The organism is Nocardia sp. NPDC050630 (genome assembly GCF_044457245.1).
In the GTDB taxonomy this organism is placed as follows: domain Bacteria; phylum Actinomycetota; class Actinomycetes; order Mycobacteriales; family Mycobacteriaceae; genus Nocardia.
On record NZ_JBITGN010000001.1, the window covers coordinates 919,859 to 939,287 of the forward strand.

At 64.3% G+C, this 19,429-nt stretch carries 14 protein-coding genes; 7 read left to right on the plus strand and 7 right to left on the minus strand.

Annotated features, from left to right (window positions below; translation table 11 throughout):
- Nucleotides 1-784: 784 nt before the first annotated feature.
- On the minus strand, nucleotides 785-3,343 hold the full coding sequence (locus ACIBG0_RS04140; RefSeq protein ID WP_397029020.1) for a LuxR C-terminal-related transcriptional regulator: 2,559 nt from the start codon (nucleotides 3,341-3,343) through the stop codon (nucleotides 785-787).
- A gap of 198 nt (nucleotides 3,344-3,541) precedes the next feature.
- On the opposite strand from ACIBG0_RS04140, the gene ACIBG0_RS04145 reads away from it, so the two are divergent.
- Nucleotides 3,542-6,466: a BREX system ATP-binding domain-containing protein gene (locus tag ACIBG0_RS04145; protein ID WP_397029022.1), complete on the plus strand. Its 2,925-nt coding sequence runs from the start codon at nucleotides 3,542-3,544 to the stop codon at nucleotides 6,464-6,466.
- A gap of 92 nt (nucleotides 6,467-6,558) precedes the next feature.
- Here ACIBG0_RS04145 and ACIBG0_RS04150 read toward each other — a convergent pair whose 3' ends face one another.
- Both ACIBG0_RS04150 and ACIBG0_RS04155 read right to left on the minus strand, forming a co-directional pair.
- The gene (locus ACIBG0_RS04150) at nucleotides 6,559-7,698 is read right to left on the minus strand and encodes an FAD-dependent monooxygenase (protein ID WP_397029024.1); all 1,140 of its coding nucleotides are present in this window, start codon (nucleotides 7,696-7,698) and stop codon (nucleotides 6,559-6,561) included.
- Nucleotides 7,695-9,137, minus strand: a complete 1,443-nt coding sequence (locus tag ACIBG0_RS04155; RefSeq protein ID WP_397029025.1) for an FAD-binding oxidoreductase — start codon at nucleotides 9,135-9,137, stop codon at nucleotides 7,695-7,697. The genes ACIBG0_RS04150 and ACIBG0_RS04155 overlap by 4 nt, the downstream gene beginning before the upstream one ends.
- Nucleotides 9,138-9,189: 52 nt before the next feature.
- On the opposite strand from ACIBG0_RS04155, the gene ACIBG0_RS04160 reads away from it, so the two are divergent.
- The gene (locus ACIBG0_RS04160) at nucleotides 9,190-9,567 is read left to right on the plus strand and encodes a hypothetical protein (protein ID WP_397029027.1); all 378 of its coding nucleotides are present in this window, start codon (nucleotides 9,190-9,192) and stop codon (nucleotides 9,565-9,567) included.
- 518 nt (nucleotides 9,568-10,085) lie between these two features.
- Here ACIBG0_RS04160 and ACIBG0_RS04165 read toward each other — a convergent pair.
- The 3 genes from ACIBG0_RS04165 to ACIBG0_RS04175 are packed head-to-tail and all read right to left on the minus strand — an operon-like array spanning nucleotide 10,086 to nucleotide 11,982.
- Nucleotides 10,086-11,249: an MAB_1171c family putative transporter gene (locus ACIBG0_RS04165; RefSeq protein ID WP_397029029.1), complete on the minus strand. Its 1,164-nt coding sequence runs from the start codon at nucleotides 11,247-11,249 to the stop codon at nucleotides 10,086-10,088.
- Complete coding sequence (locus ACIBG0_RS04170; RefSeq protein ID WP_397029031.1) at nucleotides 11,246-11,749, minus strand: hypothetical protein; 504 nt, start codon at nucleotides 11,747-11,749, stop codon at nucleotides 11,246-11,248. Before ACIBG0_RS04170 ends, ACIBG0_RS04165 begins: the two co-directional genes overlap by 4 nt.
- A gap of 14 nt (nucleotides 11,750-11,763) precedes the next feature.
- Nucleotides 11,764-11,982 (minus strand): hypothetical protein, encoded by a 219-nt coding sequence (locus tag ACIBG0_RS04175; protein WP_397029033.1) that lies wholly within the window; start codon nucleotides 11,980-11,982, stop codon nucleotides 11,764-11,766.
- Nucleotides 11,983-12,493: 511 nt separating this feature from the next.
- Here ACIBG0_RS04175 and ACIBG0_RS04180 point away from each other — a divergent pair.
- The 3 genes from ACIBG0_RS04180 to ACIBG0_RS04190 all read left to right on the plus strand — a co-directional run bounded on the left by ACIBG0_RS04180 (nucleotide 12,494) and on the right by ACIBG0_RS04190 (nucleotide 15,630).
- Nucleotides 12,494-13,228 (plus strand): tryptophan 2,3-dioxygenase family protein, encoded by a 735-nt coding sequence (locus ACIBG0_RS04180; RefSeq protein ID WP_397029035.1) that lies wholly within the window; start codon nucleotides 12,494-12,496, stop codon nucleotides 13,226-13,228.
- A 91-nt stretch (nucleotides 13,229-13,319) separates the two neighbouring features.
- A complete protein-coding gene (locus ACIBG0_RS04185; protein WP_397029037.1) occupies nucleotides 13,320-14,363 on the plus strand; it encodes an aminotransferase class V-fold PLP-dependent enzyme in 1,044 nt (347 codons plus the stop codon).
- A gap of 10 nt (nucleotides 14,364-14,373) precedes the next feature.
- The gene (locus ACIBG0_RS04190; protein ID WP_397029038.1) at nucleotides 14,374-15,630 is read left to right on the plus strand and encodes a tryptophan 2,3-dioxygenase; all 1,257 of its coding nucleotides are present in this window, start codon (nucleotides 14,374-14,376) and stop codon (nucleotides 15,628-15,630) included.
- A 30-nt stretch (nucleotides 15,631-15,660) separates the two neighbouring features.
- On the opposite strand, the gene ACIBG0_RS04195 is transcribed toward ACIBG0_RS04190, so the two are convergent.
- Entirely contained in the window at nucleotides 15,661-16,089 is a 429-nt protein-coding gene (locus ACIBG0_RS04195; protein ID WP_397029040.1) for a helix-turn-helix domain-containing protein, read from the minus strand.
- A gap of 327 nt (nucleotides 16,090-16,416) precedes the next feature.
- Here ACIBG0_RS04195 and ACIBG0_RS04200 point away from each other — a divergent pair, with 327 nt between their 5' ends.
- Nucleotides 16,417-17,814: a hypothetical protein gene (locus ACIBG0_RS04200; RefSeq protein ID WP_397029042.1), complete on the plus strand. Its 1,398-nt coding sequence runs from the start codon at nucleotides 16,417-16,419 to the stop codon at nucleotides 17,812-17,814.
- A gap of 16 nt (nucleotides 17,815-17,830) precedes the next feature.
- Nucleotides 17,831-19,426: a hypothetical protein gene (locus ACIBG0_RS04205; protein WP_397029044.1), complete on the plus strand. Its 1,596-nt coding sequence runs from the start codon at nucleotides 17,831-17,833 to the stop codon at nucleotides 19,424-19,426.
- Nucleotides 19,427-19,429: the final 3 nt, after the last annotated feature.

Here is a 19,429-nt window from a genome sequence, read left to right on the forward strand (position 1 = left end):
TCCTGGACGAGATCGACGAACGCCGGGGGCAGTGTCGCGTTCTGCGGTGGGGGCTCGCAGAACACGGCGCCCAGCTCGTAGCCGAGTGACCTGGCAGTATCGCGCAGTCTGGCTTCGCTCGAATTCCGGTCGCGGTCACGGAGCAGATCGTCGCGCAAGTATCCGTATGCAAGAGGTAGTAGCGCAGTTGTCATGGGATGATTCGGTTTCCGGTCGGTCGGCCACGAGAGATCACACTTCGGTCAGCCGGATGGATTTGTCATCACAGGGCGGCATATACGCGCCTGTTCGCCGTCGACTCGGCAATGAAGTCGAGCTCGGCCGTTCGCAAGATCGTGTGGTTGAAGGTCCTTACGACGGCGTCACCGAGACCTTCGTCTTCTGCACGGCAACCAGCATGGCGGTAGGTGTAGACCCCCGCATCGGTAGTGGACGTGGGCTATACCTATGGAAAGGCATCAGCATGGCTCGCGAACGCAAGCACCAATGGGTGGGGGCGGGCGGCTGACCTCGAAGAATGCGGATATGTCGGGGGCGCCGGGTTATTCGGAACCCCGTCCGCCCACCAACTCGACGGCATCGACGTCGAACACACCTTCACCGACATGGTCTCCGGGAACGACACCACACGCCGTTAGCCGGACGAGCTGATCGCGTACGTCCGTGACGGGTTCATCGTCCTCGCCGATATGTTCATGCCTGAGAGGGGGCGAGTTCGCTGACCAAAGGATCGGGTATCTCGGACCGAGATCGGATCCGCCGGTCTTTCAGACAATCGCTGCTATCAGCGCGGTCGTCGGGCGGTTTCGCCTCGGACCTGGTCGGTGAATCTACTGGGGATGTGCTCGGATATGTCCGCACGTGAAGTAATGGCCAGTTTATTGAAAATCGCGGCGATTTGGGCGTCGACAGTTCGGGACGACTTTCCACGGCGGAAGGCAATATCGTTGTTGGTCCACCCGGCCGCGGCCAGGATCGCGACCTGTTGTTCGGTCCGAGTCAATTCGTACCAGTGCGATGTGGCGGCCGTGTCCGCCGGAGTATCGATGGTGAGTGTGCCCAGTGCCATCCGCTGCACTTCATTTCGTTCCGGACGCAGACGCATGCCTCGGGCTTCGGCCGCGGCGTAGGCGTCGGGCCCCAGTACCCGACGGGCGACAGCGATGGCTTTTTCGGATTCGTCGAGGAGAGGGCCCGACGCCTTGATGTCGATGCCGAGCTTGGCTCGTAGGGTTGTGGTGCCGCCGGCCAAGTGGGCGATTTCGGTGGCCAGGGCAATCAGTTTCTTGCGGTCGGGTTTTCCGGCGGCCATCGAGTCGGTGATGATCTGCGCCAATGACCAGGTCCGGTACTGCACCAACCACACCGCGGCCCATTTCTCGTTGGTGGCGAGGTGATATGCCAGCGAGGATCGTTCGAGGGCCAGTGCTTCGGTGGGGTTGCCGTGTCGGGTCAAGGCTGTTGACCTGGTGAGTTCAGCGCAAGCAATTTCCCATGGAATTCCGGAGATGGTCGCGCGATCGAGGTAACGCTGCGTGATCTCGTGGGCTTGCTGGGCGGTTCCCAGCATGCCCGCGGCCAGGGCAGTGAACAGCTCGTTCATTGAGGCAGCGCCGCGGTCGCCGTAGGCTTCGAATTTAGCCTGGGCTCGGCTCAGGACGGTGATGGCGCGGGCGTCACGGCGCGCGAATATCAGCTCCGCTCCCCATGCGAATTCGACAGGAGCGGGCAGCCCGATATCGGTATCGGCGGTGTCTCGCCAGTTCCGCCTGGTGTCTGGGTCGGGGATGCAGGCGGCGACGCAGTCCTCGAGCATCTGTTCGGCATCCTCGAGGGTGCCTTGGAGCGTGGCGAGCCATGCGATGGTGGCCATGGCCCCGATCTGGAGTTCGGTGGGTTGCGGGGTCGTTGCCCGAGTGGCGTCGAGGCAGCGCAGAGTCCATTGGCGTATTTCTCGTACCGAGCCGCTCGTGAAGCACACCTGCAGGGTGATCAGCCCGAGACAGATCTCCAGACCGTCTCCGGCTCGGCCCGGGGTGGTGATGCTGGTTTCGATCGCGGTGAGGGTGTTGGCCCAGACCGTCCGGGCCCAGTCCACCAGGGCTTGCCCTTTGGGATCGAACCAGTTGGCTGCGGCGTAGGCGATCCTGTCGTGGTAGTAGCGGCAGTGCCGCAGGGCCAAGCGGGTGGGTTCGTCCACCGCGGCGGTGGAGCGCTGGCGCAGTCGCTGCTGGGCGAATACCCGCAGGCTCTCCACTAGTGAATACCGCACCGCGGTCGCCGTCCTGTGCGTCGTGACCAACGATTGATCGACAAGCCGCTCGAGCAGGCCCTCGATTTCCGGCCGACTCAGAGTCACCCGGGTATCGCTGGTTTCGTCGTCGCAGCAGATTGTCTCGATGGCGTCCAGCTCGGCACCCACATCCGGTGCAGCCTCTGCGGTGTCGTCGGGATTGGTGTCATAGCCGGCGGCGAACACCGACAGGCGGTCGAAGAGCAAACGTTCCTTGTCGCTGCACAGCTCGTAGGACCAGGAGATGACGTCGACGACTCCTCGATGGCGCGGGTCGACGCCCACGCGGGGGCCATGCGACCAACTCAGTCGAGTGTCATCAGCGTGGCCGGTGAGCCCGTGCAGAATGGCGGCCATCGGTTGGCGAAGCAGGCGTGCGGCCGCCAACTGGATGTAGAGGGGATGGTGATGGACGTGGCGGCAGATCTCGGCGGCGGTGGTGGTCTGGTCTTTACCGGTGACGGGATGTTCGGTGAGTTCGGCGCGTTGCCGAAATAGGGCAAGGGCCTCGCGCTGCGATAGCGGCGGAACGGTGATCAGGTGTTCGTCGATCCAGCCGATGGGTTCTCGGCTGGTGGCCACGATGCTCAGCCCCGGTACCGCCTCGATGAGGTCGGCGATCAGGGGCCCGACACCGGAGAGTACGTGCTCGCAGTTGTCCAGCACCAGCACGGAGTGCGGGGCACGTCCGGCGGTGTCGGTCGGGGTGAGGGTGTCGACCAAGGCGTCCCACGCCGATCGCCCGGAGAAATCCGCCTTGATCACCGCATGGGCGACTTCTTCCGCGACCGCGGTGGAATCCGAATCCGGAGTCAATCGAGCCAATCGCACCCAGTACGCTCGTGTTTTCCTGGCTTCGGTGCTACCGCAACGGCGCAACGCTTCGACGGCCAGACGAGTCTTCCCGATGCCACCCGGACCGGTGAGGGTGATCAACCGGGCCGGGCCCAGCAGTAGGGTGCTGATCTTCTCCAGCTCGCGGTCTCGACCGATAAAGCTGTAGGTAACAGCGGGTAGGCTGCCTACACCTTCCCGGCGCCTGACATCCATATCACACAATTATAGGCCCCGCGCCCTGGGCTGAATCCCGTCGTCAGCGCCACCTGCCGGCGCGAAATCGCCGCCGCTTATCGCTGCGAGTCAGTGCTCCGCAGTCGACAAGACACCGATGGTGAAGCTGGCTAGGATGCAGCCCGGAGTTTTCGCGAATACCCCGCGAAACCCGGCTGTCAGTGCCTGGGAGGTGACATGTCAGGGGTCTCGGCGGGTGGAATGGCCCGGCCGCTGGTCGGCCGGGTCGAGGAGATGCGCGAACTGGCCCGGGTCCTCACTGCCGCGCGGAAAGGACGAACATCCGCGATCGCCGTGACCGGAGAGCCGGGTATCGGCAAGACCCGCCTCCTCCAGGAAATCCGCCAAGAAGCACTCGCCCAGGGTTTCCAGGTGCTGGAGGGCCGAGGCACCGAACTGGAGCGAGAATTTCCCTACGCCGTCGTGATCGACGCATTCGACGAACCGCTCGGCGCACTGTCCCGAACGAGCCTGAAAGCGCTCGGCGAGGAATGCCTGTCTGAACTGAGTCGAATTCTTCCATCCCTGCACCGATGGAGCGGGTCACCGACACGATCCACCCAAATAGATCGGCACCGCTGTCACCGCAGTGTTCGGATGGCGCTGCAACGGCTCGCGGCTCAGCGTCCACTGTTGTTGGTACTCGATGACATCCACTGGGTCGACCACGCCTCGCTCGAGGTGATCGCACACCTGCTGCGAAACCCCGTGCCGCGATGTGCGTTGATGCTGGCACACCGTTCTCGACAGCTTTCCTCTGCCCACGCGGCAGCGCTGGCTCGAGCCGTGTACGACAACACCATGTCATCACTCGAACTCGGGCCATTGTCGATTGCCGAAGCCGCCGAACTGCTGTCGGACAGTGTCGACACGGCCGACCTGTCCGACTTTTATCGCGAGTGTGGTGGAAATCCATTCTATTTACAGGAAGTTTCGCGTGCGCGAATTCGCCTCGGCGGGCCCCGGACCGGCATCAGTGATTCGTACGGTATTCCCACGATCGTTCACGATGTTCTGGAACAGGAAATACAGGCCCTGTCCCCGCGTGCACGCAACCTGCTGCAGGCCGCGGCGGTAGCGGGCGAGCCATTCGATCTCGAGCTGGCGAGCGATATCGCCGAACTGGTCGAAACCGAAATGTTCCAGACAACGGACGAGCTGGTCGCGAGTGGGTTGATCTACGAAACGGAAACCCCCGGGCGATTGGCCTTCCGCCACCCCTTGATTCGACGTGCGGTCTACGAACGAAGCGGATATGGCTGGCGCAGAAATGCGCACAAGCGGGCAGCGAAGGCGCTCGCGAACCGCGGCACCGCGCTGTCGATCCGAGCGCACCACCTCGAACACTGCGGCGAGGCAGGAGACGAAGAGGCCATCACGGTACTCGTCGACGCTGGGAAAGCTGCCTCGCAGCGAGCTCCCGTCGCTGCGGCCCGGTGGTTCCGGGCAGCCTTGCGTCTGCTGCCGAACGAGGAATCCGTCGATCGCCGACTCGCCCTGTCGATGTCGCTGGCCGAGGTGTTGAATGCCTGCGGTCGGCTTCGGGAGAGCCGAGAAGTGCTGAGCCGGACTCTGGAACTGACCGCGCCCGTCGACCCCGGTGAACGCGCCCGCATGATGGCCATGCTCGCCGTGATCGAACAGGGGCTCGGCAACGCCGTCGAGGGGCGGCATCTGTTGACGACAGCGCTCACTCTCGTCCCACCCGACAGTGTGGCGGCCGCCGCGCTCGAACTGGGACTCGCCAAAACCGACCTGCTGATGCGGGACTGGTCCGAGGCTGTGGCCGTCTCGGCGAAGGTGCGGCACTCAGCGCGCAAGCGAGGCGACCGACACCTGGACTTCCTGGGTACCGCGGCAAGCGCGTTCCTGAAGACGACGCAGCTCGGCGACACCCTGCGGGAAGCGGGCTCCGACCTCGACGAAGCCGTGCGCACCCTCGACACCCTCACCGACGCCGAAATACCACTCGCGTTGATCGACGGACTGGCCGATGTGGTGATTGCCGCGATTTCCCTGGAGCGGTTCACGATGACCGTCGAGTACACGACTCGGGGAATCCGGCTCTGCCGCCGAACCGGCCATGGCAGACGTCTGGTCGACTTCCTGCATTTGCAGGGATTGGCTCTGCTGATGCAGGGGCAGCTCGAGCGCGGGCTCACGGTAGCCGACGAGGCCGTTGAGGTAGCGCGGATGCTGGACAACCCACCGATGGTGGCGATGGCCGAATCGACACGCTGCTGGATCTTGTCCCTGCTCGGCCACACGGATCAAGCGTTCACCGCCGGTGCTGGCGCGGTCCGTATCACCGAAGAACTGCCCAGAGGCCGCTACTCCTACTACCCACCGCTGATATACGGCATGGTCTTGATCCAGGCCGGTCGGTATCGACGTGGCCGTCGGCTGATCCAGGGCGCCGGCGGCCAATTCGAGATCTACCCGTCATTGATCCCGCAATTCCATCCGTATCTCGTCGAGGCCGAACTGGCACTCGGACGGATCGACGCCGCGGAGCACGCTACTCGTCAGATCGAGCTCATCGCCGACGCATCGCCGTTTCTGCCTATGCGAATCGGCCACACCCGCAGTACCCGCGCCCGCGTGCTGCTCGCGCGAGGCGAGATCCGTGCTGCCGCAGCCCATGCCGAGCAAGCGGTCGCCGAGTACCAACGCAGCGGATGCTCGCTCGAAGTCGCCCGGGCGCGTCTGTTGCTCGGTCATGCCCTCGCCGAACTGGGCGGGAAGCCGGCCGCCAGACGCGAGTTCGACAGCGCGCTCATGATCTTCGAGAGCCAGAACGCCGCGCGTCTGGCCGAACAGGCGCGCCTGGCGCTGCGCCGAGTGGGCGAGCGACACGCGTCCGGTCGCCGAAGCCGATCCCGTGCGACCAACGTCGGATTCGGCGATCTCACCGAGCGGCAGACCGAGATCGTCAACCGCATCGTCCTGGGCAGAACCAACCGCCAGATCTCCGAAGACCTCTACGTCAGCGAAAAGACCATCGAAGCCCACCTCACCCGCCTGTTCGCCAAGCTGGGCGTCTCCTCCCGAGCCGAACTCGCCGCCCTGGTCGCAGCTCAGCAAGACCACCGCCAAACCTGACCGGCCAGTGGGCCAGACAGCGGATCTCACCAGGTCGAATGACTCGACGGCGTCGACGCCACGCGGCGGCGATGATGCGAAGTGATCACTCGTCATCCGTCGCCACCGTGCCGGGAGGTGTGGAACGCGGACAGGTAGGCGGCGCGGTCATGGTAGGAGCGAGCGAGAGCGTCGCCGTACTCCACCAAGTCGTTGTGTACCGAGCGGCGGACCTGGTACTGCTGCTGGAGCAGCGGCTCCAGGTTGCCGCGGCCGTCGTAGGCCCGGGCAAGGATCCGCGCCAACACGGTCGCGTCTTCCAGGGTGTAGCTCATTCCCTGGCCGGTCATCGGATGGGGAGAGAACACCACGCTGCCCAGGAGAATGACGTTGTCGCGGTGGTAGGGCTTGCTGGTGAAAACCGTCACTGGTGCGGGCATGAACCGGTCCCCGTCCAACAGTGCGATGGCGTCGTCGCTCCGGGTGACGAAGGTACTGAGCCGCCCTTTCAGATCGATGCCGTGTTCGTCGAACACCGGCCTCTCCAGTTCCTGGGGAACTCCGACGAACACCCTGGCCAGTTCGGCACTGACTGGGTAGAAGTAGGCGAACCAGCCGCGGGAATCGAAGTAGAGCCGGTTGCGCGCGGCGATACTGTCCGTCATCGGAATCGTGCTCATCCGCAGGACGTGGTGATAGCGGTTGTCGTCGCGTTCAGAGCCGACGAACTCACGCAGCCCTGCGCCGGATCCACTGGAGTCCACCAGCACCCGAGTCCGCAACTCGGTGCCGTCGTCCAGCGTGCAGCGGGTGACCAGGGAATCGGCGACCGCGAAATCGACCATCCGACAACCGAACCGGATGTCCACGTGCGACAGATCGGCGCAGGCCGCAACGATCGTTCCTACGATCTCGCTGTAGGGGGCGATCAAGAAATGACCGAGCTGGGTGTGCTCGGCGAAGTCGTAGGAGAAGAGCGGCTTTCCGTCGTGGTGGTAGTCGATGACGTGCCGTTTCAAGGCACCTCGGCTCGCCAGGGTGTCGAGCAAACCCTGTTCGGCGAGGACACGGATGCCGCGGGGCTTGAGGATCTCGGCACCGCGTGTGGCCACACCGGGCTTGGGATCGATCACTAGCACCCGGCGGCCCTGGCGCCCCAGCAACAAGGCCAGCATGGCACCGCCGATCCCGGCGCCCAGAATGACACAGTCGAAATCCACGGTGGCTTGTGCCACCCTTGGTGTGGCGTTCATCGGTTCACCGCCAGGTACCGGCCGGGCGAGATGATGTCGGCGGGATCGAAGAGCCGTTTGAGCCCGTCCAGCGGTCCGTCTCGGTAACTGGCCGACCGATCGACCAGTTCCCATGGCATCTGGTCGATGTTGGAGCGGTAGGGCGGGAAACCCGCTTCCAGGAATACCCGGCGAACCGCGTGGCGCAGTGCGTGCGCCCGCTCGATCGCTTCGGGCTCCCGCACGAACGGGATCTGCGTGACCATGTTGGTGGTGTGCTGTGAGATCACGTTGAACTCGAGCATGCCTGCGACGCCGTGGCGCTCGGCCTCGAACCCGAAGAGCTCGACCGCCTTGCTCAACGCATTCCGCTGGAGCGGAACCGCCGGCAGGAATGTCAGCCAGCCGATCCGCGCCCCGTCGGCCCGAGCACACTCGTCGACTCCCAGCGACTGCTGCAGGTGCAGGCAGGACGGGATCCCACGGGCGAACAGGGTACGCGGGTACAGCGGATCGTCGATCGGCGTGGTCGCAGTGTCGAGGGAGCGGTACGACATGAGCCCGCCCACCCGGGCGAGCGTGTCGCGAATGTCGTTCTCGGCGATCCGGACGGCCTCGCGAGACCCGAGCAGGGGTACCTGAACCGTGAAAATGTCGGGGTCGGCGGTATCGGCAAGTGCGGCGCGGCCCGCTTCGGGCACCACGAAGAGTTCCTTGAGCCGCAGCATGCCATGCGTGGCGATCCGCGTCCGACCGACCCGGATCACGGTGTCGACGACCTCGGCGAGAACGGTATTGGCGTAGGTCGCGTTGACGAGGGTGACCGCCTCGGGGCGCGGAACGAAACCGATCGCCATCGCGGTGACCACACCCAGGTTGCTCTGCAGGAAAGCCCGAGTCAGGTCGGGGCCCGCTACGGTGCCGGACCAGCCGCCGTTACGGTCTAGGCCGCCGGTGGTCATGATCTCACCGGTGCCGAGCACGACTTCGAGTCCCAAGAGGTCCTCGACCCGCGCCCGGATAGTGCCGTCGCCGCGTTCGATCGTATTCCCGACAAGGCTGGCATCGGCACATCCCGAGGTCACGTTCAGCATCCACGGTGTCCCGTCGAGCAGTTCCGCGAGCTGGCGCTGGGTCACTCCCGGTTCGACCACGGCGTAGCCCCGGTCCAAGTCGAGTGTCCGGATGGTGGTCATCCGGCTCAGATCGAGGACGGTGCAGCCGTCGAACACCGGATGACGTGAGCCCATCCCCCAGTTCCGGCCAGTGCTCAACGGGTAGACCGGCGTTGCCTCTCGCGATGCCCGGAGCACCATCTGTTGAACTTCATCGGTATCGAGCGGGTAGCACGTGCCTCGGGTCTCTCGTGCTCGGTGGTCCCCTAAATCCTGTGATCGGATGTCCTGGGTTGAGTTTCGTCGAGCAGCAGCGCTGCCTGTGTCGACGTGGTGAACGCTCATCGCTACTGCCTGTCTTCGAATCGGGCCGATACCCGACCAATGTCAGGATTCGGTGAAAGCCGAGTCTGGCCCCCCGGTTGTCGTCATAGGCAGTAGGGAAATCCCCACTCTCGTTCGCCGCCGCAATCCTCGGATCCGTGCCTTGGTCTTGGTCGTTGTCGATCTGAATCGCCTCGAGGCTCCCCCGGTCGTCGGTCAGGAGAATCGGAGGGGCGGCCGGTTGTTGCCCAAATGCGAGGACTTGGGCCGCGACCTCGAGATGACGCCCGAGCAACGGGCCGAGTGGGAGGAAGGCGTGAAGTCGCTCTACGACGGCATGGTCCGGATCGTGGTGAAGCCGACCTGGGCCAAGCTGATCGACTTCGAGACAACCCTGCCCACTGCCATCGAGGAGCTCATGCAACAACAAAAGAAGCGCCAGCGCGCCTGAACACGCACACCCGCCGCCGAACCCGGCGGCCGGCCCCGGACAACATCGCCATCGTCGTCGACGACCTCGCAGCTGCTATGGCATTCTTCGTCGCGCTCGGACTGGAGCTGGAAGGCAAGGCGACAGTCGAGGGCAGCGCGGTGGATCGCCTCGTCGGGCTCGAGGGAGTCCGATCCGACATCGCGATGATGCGCACCCCGGACGGCCACGGACGGCGTCAGGTCGAACAGGTGGTGCTGAGTTGTAAGGCCGCGTCGGTCAATTCGTCGAGTCTGGCTGTACGGCAGGGGCACATATTTGCCCTGGACAGCGATCGTCCGCCTTGCTGGCGACGCGGTCGAAGTAAGCATCGGATGTACCCGATTGGGTGCGCTGGGTGCGGCGGACAGGTCGAGGTATGCGGCTGTGTTGGAGCTGGTCGGCTGCTCGGTTGAGTCGAGCGGGATCGTGGTCATCGACACCCAAGGGCGTCTCGGTTCGCACCATTCGGATTCGGCTGCGTCATCGGCCCGTGGCAGTTAGACCTCAGCGTTCTGACTTACGATCTCGGAAGATCGCAGGGCCCGGCTGACACGTCCGAGCCACCTGGCTTCGTCGAGCAGCGTGTCAGCGCCACCATGTTCAGCGGACAGGGTCATCGTCGTGTTGTGCCGAGGCGGTATGCCTGCCCGCTTCGCCTGGATCGCGGCGGCGATGACGGCCGCCTCGATCATCGGGCCACGCTCATTGTCCGGCAAGCCGAGCGCGTCGGACCGCTCGGTGGCGCGTTGCCGCGCCCGTGGATCGGCATACCCGCGCAACGCCAGTTGCGCGTCCCGAATGTCGACGATCCGCCGACAGAGCCGAAATTCAGCGTCCCGCATAGGATTCCATTCGCGACCGGCGGGCAGGGGTACAGCGCTCGCCGTGCCGGTTGCGGATGTCAGGTGCCGGCTCAGCGCACTGAGTTGTCGTTCAGCTCGGTGACATCGGTAAGCGTGCAGCAGCGCCTCCAGAAACTCGCCTCCCGAGGGCAGTGCCAAACCGGTGATCACGGTGAGTAGGCCGGTCACGGTGAGTAGCCCGTCCACGGTGGCGTACATAGGCCGGGGTGGGTGGCCGAGATCGGCAGCGACGAGCACATAGCCGAGGAAGACCAGGCGCGCGATCACGGCGATGCCGCCCAATGCGATGACCCGGAATCCGATGCGTAGCCACGGCTTCGCGGTGAGCGCGGCGTAGCGGAACCCGAACACTACCGCCGCCACGGCGCTGATACCGACGTAGCAGATGAACAGATACCGATACCGGGCATCGTTCGCGGACGACGGCGGGAACGCGGCGAACAGTGCGACGATCGCGACGACGACAATAGCGAAGCCCGCGTAGCACAGCGGTGACCTACGGCGCGCGATCTCGATCGGGGTCGTGAGGTACACGAACCATATCTGGCTCGCGCACACCGCGAGCATGGCCGCGACGTCACTGAGCAGGATGCCCAGTGTCTGGATATGGGTGCGCTGGTCGATGGCATCGGATTCGAGCCAGATCATCATGGTTGCCAGGATCGCGCCCACGAAAAGCGCACTCGCACGGTGCATCCCGTTGTCCGAGTCCCGCATGATGTCGCGAGCCTTGATGGCCAGCACGGCGCCGCAAGCGAATGCCGTGAGCAAGATCAGGAGAATCGGGTCGGGGGTCACAGTGAATTATCCAAGCGGCGGACTATGTCGGCGATCGCCGGATCGGCAGCGACGGTGACCGGTTGGCTCGACCGGTGCGCGCGCCGCAGCAGCAGCGTCGCCGTCATCTCGGCCTCGGTCTCCTGCTCGGTCGATCCGCAGGATCTGGCGAGCACCTGTCCTTGGATCTCCTGGGCGATGTGAACGAACGTGCAGTGCCGTCGATCATCGCCGATCGGCTGACCGGTGTGACCGAAGAGCAGATGCGCGAATTCGTGGAAGATGATCTGCTGGCGGTGAATTGGACTGGCGGACTCCTCGTAGATGACCGAATGCCCGTGCTCGTCGGTGATCAGCAATCCGAGTGGACTGGCGGGCGGCAAGGCCATCGGGATCAGTTCGATCCTTCTGCCCACATGACTCGCCAGACCCTCGCGCACCTCGTCGATACCGAAACGAACCGGTAGCCCGAGTACATCGATGCGCCTTTCGCAGCGCTTGCGCAAATCTGTAGTCCACATGGCAGTCTCCACGTCTACCGGGCGCCGGACGGACCGCCGGGCAGTCGCTCCCAGCGCTCGAAACAGTTGATCACGTCGGAGTACCAGACATACGAGCCCGACAGCGTCACTCCCTGGTGGCGCGCGATTGCGGTGGCGATCTCCTCGTTGCTGAACTCGCGACCGTCGGGCCTGCGCACGACGTCGAACAGATGGGTCGATCTCGACGCCAACGTTGAGGCTGCCTCGTCCACCGATCGCCTTCCGTCAACTGGAATGGTTGCAATCCATTATCCCTTGACGACCGTTGACAGGACGTGCCAGCCGTGGCAATAATCAGCCTCATCAACTGGTATGAAGCAAATTTAGGTCCAATAGTCACACATGTTGACATGTTGGCAGACCCGTTATGCCGTGGCGAGAAGACCGGCAGTGGGCAGGAGCCACACCGAGGCCGATCGTCGGCGGGTCCTCGCGAGGAGGCCACGACCCTGGCCGTCCACCGAATACAACACAGTCCCGGCACCGCGGCCGGTGGGGACCGACTGCAGTGCGATATCGCCGGTGACGGTCGACATACGTGCGGTTGGTATCACGCGCGGACGGGAGTTCCGAAGGAGATCATGTGGGTCAACCGTTATGGGTCGATATGGCTACCCAGATTTCCGGTGACAACAAGCTGGGCTCGATCGGCTGGAAAACAACAGATGGAAATCAGCCTTGTCGGCGACGCATCGAGACAGTGTTTCGCATCGAGGTGTTGCGATGAAGGATTACTCCCAGCAGATATTGAGTGGCGAGGGCGATAATGACTATGCCCGTTACATGCGTACCGATCGACTGCTAGATTTGCAGCGCCGCCCTGACGAAAGGGTGCACCGTGACGAGTTACTCTTCCAAATCGTCCATCAGTCGACCGAGTTGTGGCTCAAGCTGGCCTGCGCCGAGTTATGCAAGGCGGCCGAGGATATCGATAATGCCGATCTGAACAGCGCAATCGCATTATTGACCCGAGCATCGCTGGCAATGGGGCTTATCACCGACCAGTTGGAGATGATGCGCCATCTGTCCCCGTGGGACTTCCAAATTATCCGTACCATTCTCGGCCACGGTTCGGGATCGGATTCGCCGGGCTGGCTTTCGGTGCGGCGGGCTAGTCGGACTATCGGGAAATCTTTCACCACGTTCGTGCAGAATCGGCGCATCGACCTTGTCGAAGTGTATCGGAACGAACAGCATTCCGAGATACACCGCCTGGCCGAGGCGCTGATCGAATGGGACGAGCGGGTATCTTTGTGGCGGGTCCGGCACTTCAAGATCACCGCACGGTTGATCGGACATCAAGCCACCGGCACGCAGGGCACGCCGGTCGCAATGCTGACCAAACTGATCTCGCACAGGTTCTTTCCCGAACTGTGGGAAATCAGAAGTCTCCTTACCGAGACCGGGCCGATGGCGCAGCCGAATGCCGAACCTACCCGGGAAGTCGGAGATGAGTAGTCGGCCTATGTCTCCTGAGACATTCCGATCTCACTTTCCGATGTTGCAACGCACAGTACATCTGGCTACGTGCAGCCTTGGGGCTCGTTCCGTGGAACTCGACCGCGCCGTGGCTCGGATGCTGGCGGAGATGACTCGTGGCGGCGCAGCTTGGGAGGCATTCGAGAACCAGATCAGTGTGGCGCGAAATCGGTTTGCGACACTGATCGGCGCGCGGGTCGAACAAGTGGCGGTAGTTCCCAACGCATCGATCGGCGCCTTCCAAGTCGCCGCTACGCGGAGCTGGCGAACTCGCCCTCGTATCGTCACCACAACAGTCGAATTTCCGTCTATTGCCCATGTCTGGCGCGCCCAGAGGCAGTGCGGCGCCGAGGTTGTCGACGCCGGTCATACCGAAGATAGCTTCACAGCACTCATCGACCGAAAAACCCGCTTGGTTTCGGTGCCTTTGATCAGTTATCAGCACGCGATCCGGCTGCCGGTCGTCGAAGTCGTCCACGCCGCGCATGCGGCCGGTGCCGAAGTCTTCGTTGATGCCTATCAGGCGGTTGGTGTGGATCCCGTGGACGTCGGAAGCCTCGGCTGCGATTTCCTCGTTGCGGGTACGTCGAAGTATTTACTCGGCTTGCCCGGCCTCGCTTTCCTCTACGCCCGTGCGCCCGAATATGGCGACCACATGCCGACTCTGACAGGCTGGTTCGGGCGAGTCGACCCGCATGCTTTCAACCCCGTGCAATTGGATTACCCGGCATCGGCGACTCGATTCGAAACCGGTACACCGGCCGTGCCCGCATGCTATGCGGCCGTGGCGGGACTGCAACTTATCGGTGAGCTGGATCTCGCGCTTGTTCGCGATCACGTACGACATCTGGGCGAACTGGCTCGCGCGCAATTGAGTGCACAAGGTGAGCATGTACGCCCCGTCCCGCTCGAGCACCGTGGCGCGCATATCGGAATTATCGACACCGACCCCGCCGAACTCGCTCGCCAACTGGCCGGATATGACATCGCGGTCAGCCCACGTCACGACGTGGTACGGGTTTCTTTTCACTACTACAGCAATGTCGAGGACATCATCGCCCTATGCGCGGCGCTGCGCGACATCCGACGTACGTCTGAATATTTGCATCGATAGAAAGGCTCTGATGTCCACCGCTGAACTCATGTCGTGGCTCCGTGCGCCGGCCGCCGAACAATTTCCCTACGATGCAGTCCTTCGCCGGTATCACAGTGTCGGCAAGCACTTCGTGCCCACCGATACGTTGGAACTGCTCGACCAGGCCCGCGCGATACTGCCGCGGCTCGGTGGTCCTTGGCCGCCGGTGCGAATCCTATCCGCATTTCTGGACAGTGCGCTGGATAAACTGGACAACCGATATGATTATCCGACTTACCTGGCCCTGCGGCTGCTCGAGCTGCCCGTCATCGATGACCCCATAGAGCTGGCGCTTTTCGCGCAGTCTCGGTGTGATCGGCGCACAGTGCAACTTCTCGCGGATGTTCTAGCCTTCGAACTAGCCGCGATGCAGGGGCGGACCACGGTGCTGCCGACAATGCGTCCGCCACGCGATATGGTCGACAAGCGGATTCGGCATGGATTGCGTGCGATCCAGCCAGCGTTAGCGCGATTGGCACTGGACCGCGGATTGACCGATGACGGGGCAGTCGACCGGGCGCAGCAAGTCAGCGCAGTCGTGCACGCCGATATGTCCTTCACGGAGCGGCGTGTGGTGGAGCTGAGCATCCTTCCCGTCTACACCATGCACGACGAGTACCTGTTTATTCGGGTGCTGCAGACCTTCGAAACAACCTTCACCCTGCTGGCCATGCATCTGCGCGGTGCCGTGGCGGCACTGGCGGCCGGCGAAGTGAGCCGAGCGGTCTACTTCATCAGCAACTCGACGACTGCATTGCGCGAGGCGGCACCGCTGTTCTCGATGCTTGCCACGATGCAGGTCGAGTCCTTCAGGACGTTTCGTCAGTTTACCGAGGGCGCCAGCGCGATCCAGTCGCGAAGCTACAAGCTCGTCGAGTCGCTGTGTCGGCGCCCGGACGCCGAGCGTGTCGACTCACCCGCGTACCGCTCGGTGCCTGAGGTGCGCGGCCGGGTCCTCGCCGGTCAGGAATGCACGCTCGACGATGCCTACACCGGTGCGAGCCGCTCGGGCGACATCGCCGGATCCGAACTGGAGCGGCTGGCAGAGGCGATGACAAGCTTCTCGGCCGCTCTGCTCCGCTGGCGCACTACTCATTATCGACTCGCAGTGCGCATGCTCGGCGGTGCCAGTGGCACTGGATATACCGAGGGCACCCCATACTTGGCGGCCTCGCGCACGACTCCGGTTTTCACTACCGTCGAGCCCGTCAGCAACGCGGCTCCCGACAACCCGATTGTGGTCTGACACCCTGGCTGGGTCGGAGTTCTTCGCGTGTTATTGGTCGCCGGGTGAGCCTCCGGGCAGTCGCTCCAATCGGCGAAAACGGTTGATCACGTCGGTGACCGCTGCCAGACTTTCGGCAGAAAGGCCCGCTGCCCGCAGCGCCACATCACGCACACCTGCGTCCCGCATGGCAGTCAGCAGACCCAGTTCGGCGTCGACTTCGCGACTGGTCTCGTCGTCGAAGAAGTACGCAGGGGGAACACCGAAGAATCGAGCCAGGGCGCTCAAGTGCCGAAAGGTCGGATTGTCTCGCTGACCGGTACGCAGGTACCAGACATACGAGCCCGACAACTTCACCCCCTGGTGGCGCGCGATTGCGGTGGCGACCTCCTCGTTGCTGAACTCGCGCCCGTCGGGCCTGCGCACGACGTCGAACAGATGGGTCAATCTCGACGCCAACGTTGAGGCTGTTTCGTCCACCGATCGCCTTCCCGTCAACTGAAATGGTTACGAGCCATTATCGCTTGACGACCGTTGACAGACAACGCCGGGCATGTTGCAATCACGATTATCAACTGATGTGAAGATAATGGGTGCCTCGTCGTCACCCATGTTGACATGACTGGCACCACGCGCGGGCAGAGGTTCCGAAGGGAGATCAGATGGGTCCACCGTTGTCGGTCGATCCCGATGAGTTGCGCACGTTGATACCGGAGCTGCACCAACTCGCCGAGGAGATGGCGCAGTCGAACGCTGACCTCGCCCACGAAGCGGAGTCCCGGGCGAGCAGAACCCGTGGAGGGTGCGGTGACCAGTTCCGGAGGTGAGGATCTCGCGGTGTTGGCTGATCGGATCGCGGATGAGCTGCGCCGGCTTGTCCTGCCCGGGTGGCAGCGGCTGGAGGCGTGGTTCGCGATGACCGTGGTCGCCGAATCGGCGCTGTTGAGGGTCGACGATGGCAGCCGGTCGATTCGGTACCAGGTTTCGGATGCGGTGTGGGAGATGGTGCGTCGGCATCGGCGGCTGTCTGCGGGTTCGGAAGGTGGGCCGTGGTGGCGGTTGCTGGTGCGCATCGACGCGGACGGTGTCGATGTCGTCGCGGATCAAGGTGCGCAGGAGCCATTCCCTGGCGAGCAGTTGTTTACTCCGGATGCCTATCTGGCTGATCTGGAACGCTATCCGCGCGGTCGGTTGCCGGTGTGGTTGGCGGCTTACATCGGGCGCGGTGAACGCCAGTCGAGGCCGCCGCAGGCTGCCGGGGACGGGATGCGGGCGGACCGGCGTGCGGGCGTGCGGGCGGTGGCTGTGGCTGGCGAGCTGCCGGAGCTGGCGGTGTTGTGGGCTCGGTGGGCGGTGCTTGCCGCGGCCTTCGTGGCAGTCGGATCGGGGCGGGGTCCGCGGATCGGACCGTCGGTGGGCATCTTCGAAAGTGCGCGACGCAGCGGCTCGACGTTGACTCTGCTGCCCGGTGACCGGGCGGTGCTGTCGGGCGGTGTGTGGGATGCGCCTGTCTTGGAGGCCGCCTACAACGGGAGTGGCGCGATGCCGAAATTGTTTGCGGGAGCACCGGATTGGGTGGCGGATCCGGTGCTCAATCCGCGTGCGGTAACCGGGTTGCTGTCGTTTTGTTACTGGTGGGAGGGCGGTCGATGGTATCGGGGCGAATCCGCTCCGATACCGGAGTGCGCGCCGGCGCTGCCCGCGGTGTGGACGGTCTCGACGGTTGCGGGAGTTGTCGGCAGCCTGCTGGGTGAGCGGTCGGGTGCAAGTCCGGAAGCCGCTGAACCGCTGGTTTTGGCGGCGCAGGCGGGCGCGGTGACTCGCGAGGCGTTGGTGCAGGTCGTCGGCGATGGCGAGGGAGTCGACATCGCCGGTGGGCTCTTCCAGTTGATGCTTGCGGATCTGGTTGCCGATCACGTTGCTGGGATCCGCGAAGCCGACGCGCTCGATCTGGTGCGGGATCACGTCCGCCAGCGCAGTTACGACACCACGGGTTACTCGCTGTCTACATTGCGGGCCGATCGGATCAGCGTGGGCTGGTTGGTGCGTTCGCCGGTGCCGGACGGTGAAATGGCTTTGGACCGTGCGGTTTTCTATGTCGCTGACGATGGCGTCGTGGAGCGCTCCACCTCTTCGGTGCCGCTGTCGGTGTTCGTCGCCGATTTCGAGCGACGGTTCCGAATGCGCAGCAGCGGCCGAGTCTGACCGACGGGGTGGGGACATGAACGATGAAGTTCGGTTGGATCCGGACAGTCTGCGAGATCGTGGAGCGCGACTGGCCGAACTCGGTGACCGGGTGGGGCAGACCTATGCGGGCTTGCGCGATTGCGTGGCACAGTCCGAAGGCAGCTGGGGCGACGACGATATCGGCCTCGCATTCGCCAAGGAGTTCAGGCCGCACGCCGATCAGTTGCTGGCCGATGTGCGGGCAGTGGAGGAGAGCCTGCACGGCACCGCCGCCGGAATCATCGACGCCGCACGCCAATTCGAGGCGCAGGACGCATACCTTGCCAACCAGGTAGGCGCCACAGCCGGGGATGTGGACCCGAACACCATGGAGCCCGCGCCGCAGCGGTCGGACGGCCCCGGCGGCATGCCTGCACTGGCTGGCACACACTCACCTATGACGTACGATCCTGCGGCGACATCTGCGGCGGCGGGAGGCCAGGCGTATCCCACGGCGCAGCCCATCGAACGATCCGCGCCCGGCGCCCAGCGGTCGCCGGCGGCCTCCACGGAGAGGTCCACGCCGCAAGGTGGTCCGCGAAGCCCGGATTCTTCGGATCGGACACGCCAGGGGTCGGAGCGGGCCGGGCGAGAGGACAGTGGCGAATCCGGCAACCGTGCTGGCGAGTCCGGTCGGCGGCCTCCGTCCTCCCCGGTGTTGCCTCCGTCCTCCCCGGTGTTGCCCCCGTCTTCCCGCGTGTTGTCCCTGGCCGCCACGCGGAAGGCAGCCCGGTTCCCAGGCACGGCGTCCGGACCGCGGCCTGCGGTCGATGTGGGGCGGCGAGACACTCCGTGGACCGGGCAACAGCCCCGGACACCCGGCCCACCGGCGAGCGCCCAGCCGAGTCCCTCGAGCCCCCGGTACGGTTCCCCGCCGCGATCGAACAAGCCCACCGACGAACAGCGGCGCGGGCGTGACCGGCGCGATTCCGGCGGGCGGCCGGCTTCCGATCCCATGGTCGGGTGGCTGGCGCGGACGTTGGCCGATCACCACGACGTGCGTGTGGCCGGATTCGATACGCCCGGCCTGCAGGTGTCGGCGGTGCGGGAGTTCGTTGCCGCGGTGGACCGGGTACTTACCGACTACCCGGCGATCGCCCTGGATGTCGTCGCGGTGGCAGAACTCGGCGCCGAATCGGGCATGGTGCGGTGGAGTTCCGAACCGCACAACTCCCAGGGCGCGGCTCGCTCGCTCACTCTCGACCAGCGGACCGCGCAGCAGCCGATGGCGGCTACCGAAACCGCGGAAACCGGTGCCGAGCTGGGCATCTACGAGGCCACGTTACGTGAGTTCGGCCGGGCTCTCGATGGCATCGGTGGCGGTCTCGCGCGCAGGCAGGCGCAGCGCGTCCTGCTCGCGGAGTATCTGCGTCGGGAGCCGGGACGACACCGCACACTCGCCGAGGTGGTGCACGGTTACCAGCACTGGCGTGCCGAACTGACCGGGGATACCGCGGCCCCAGGCGGATTCGACGTGAGTCGAGCCTTCGGCGCCGCGTTCGCCGAGGTAGTGCTGCGCGGTAGCGATGCTGGCGTTCAAGCGAAAATCCTGCATGCGGTGCTGGTCGACGCGGCCTCTCGGCCGGGGTAGGCG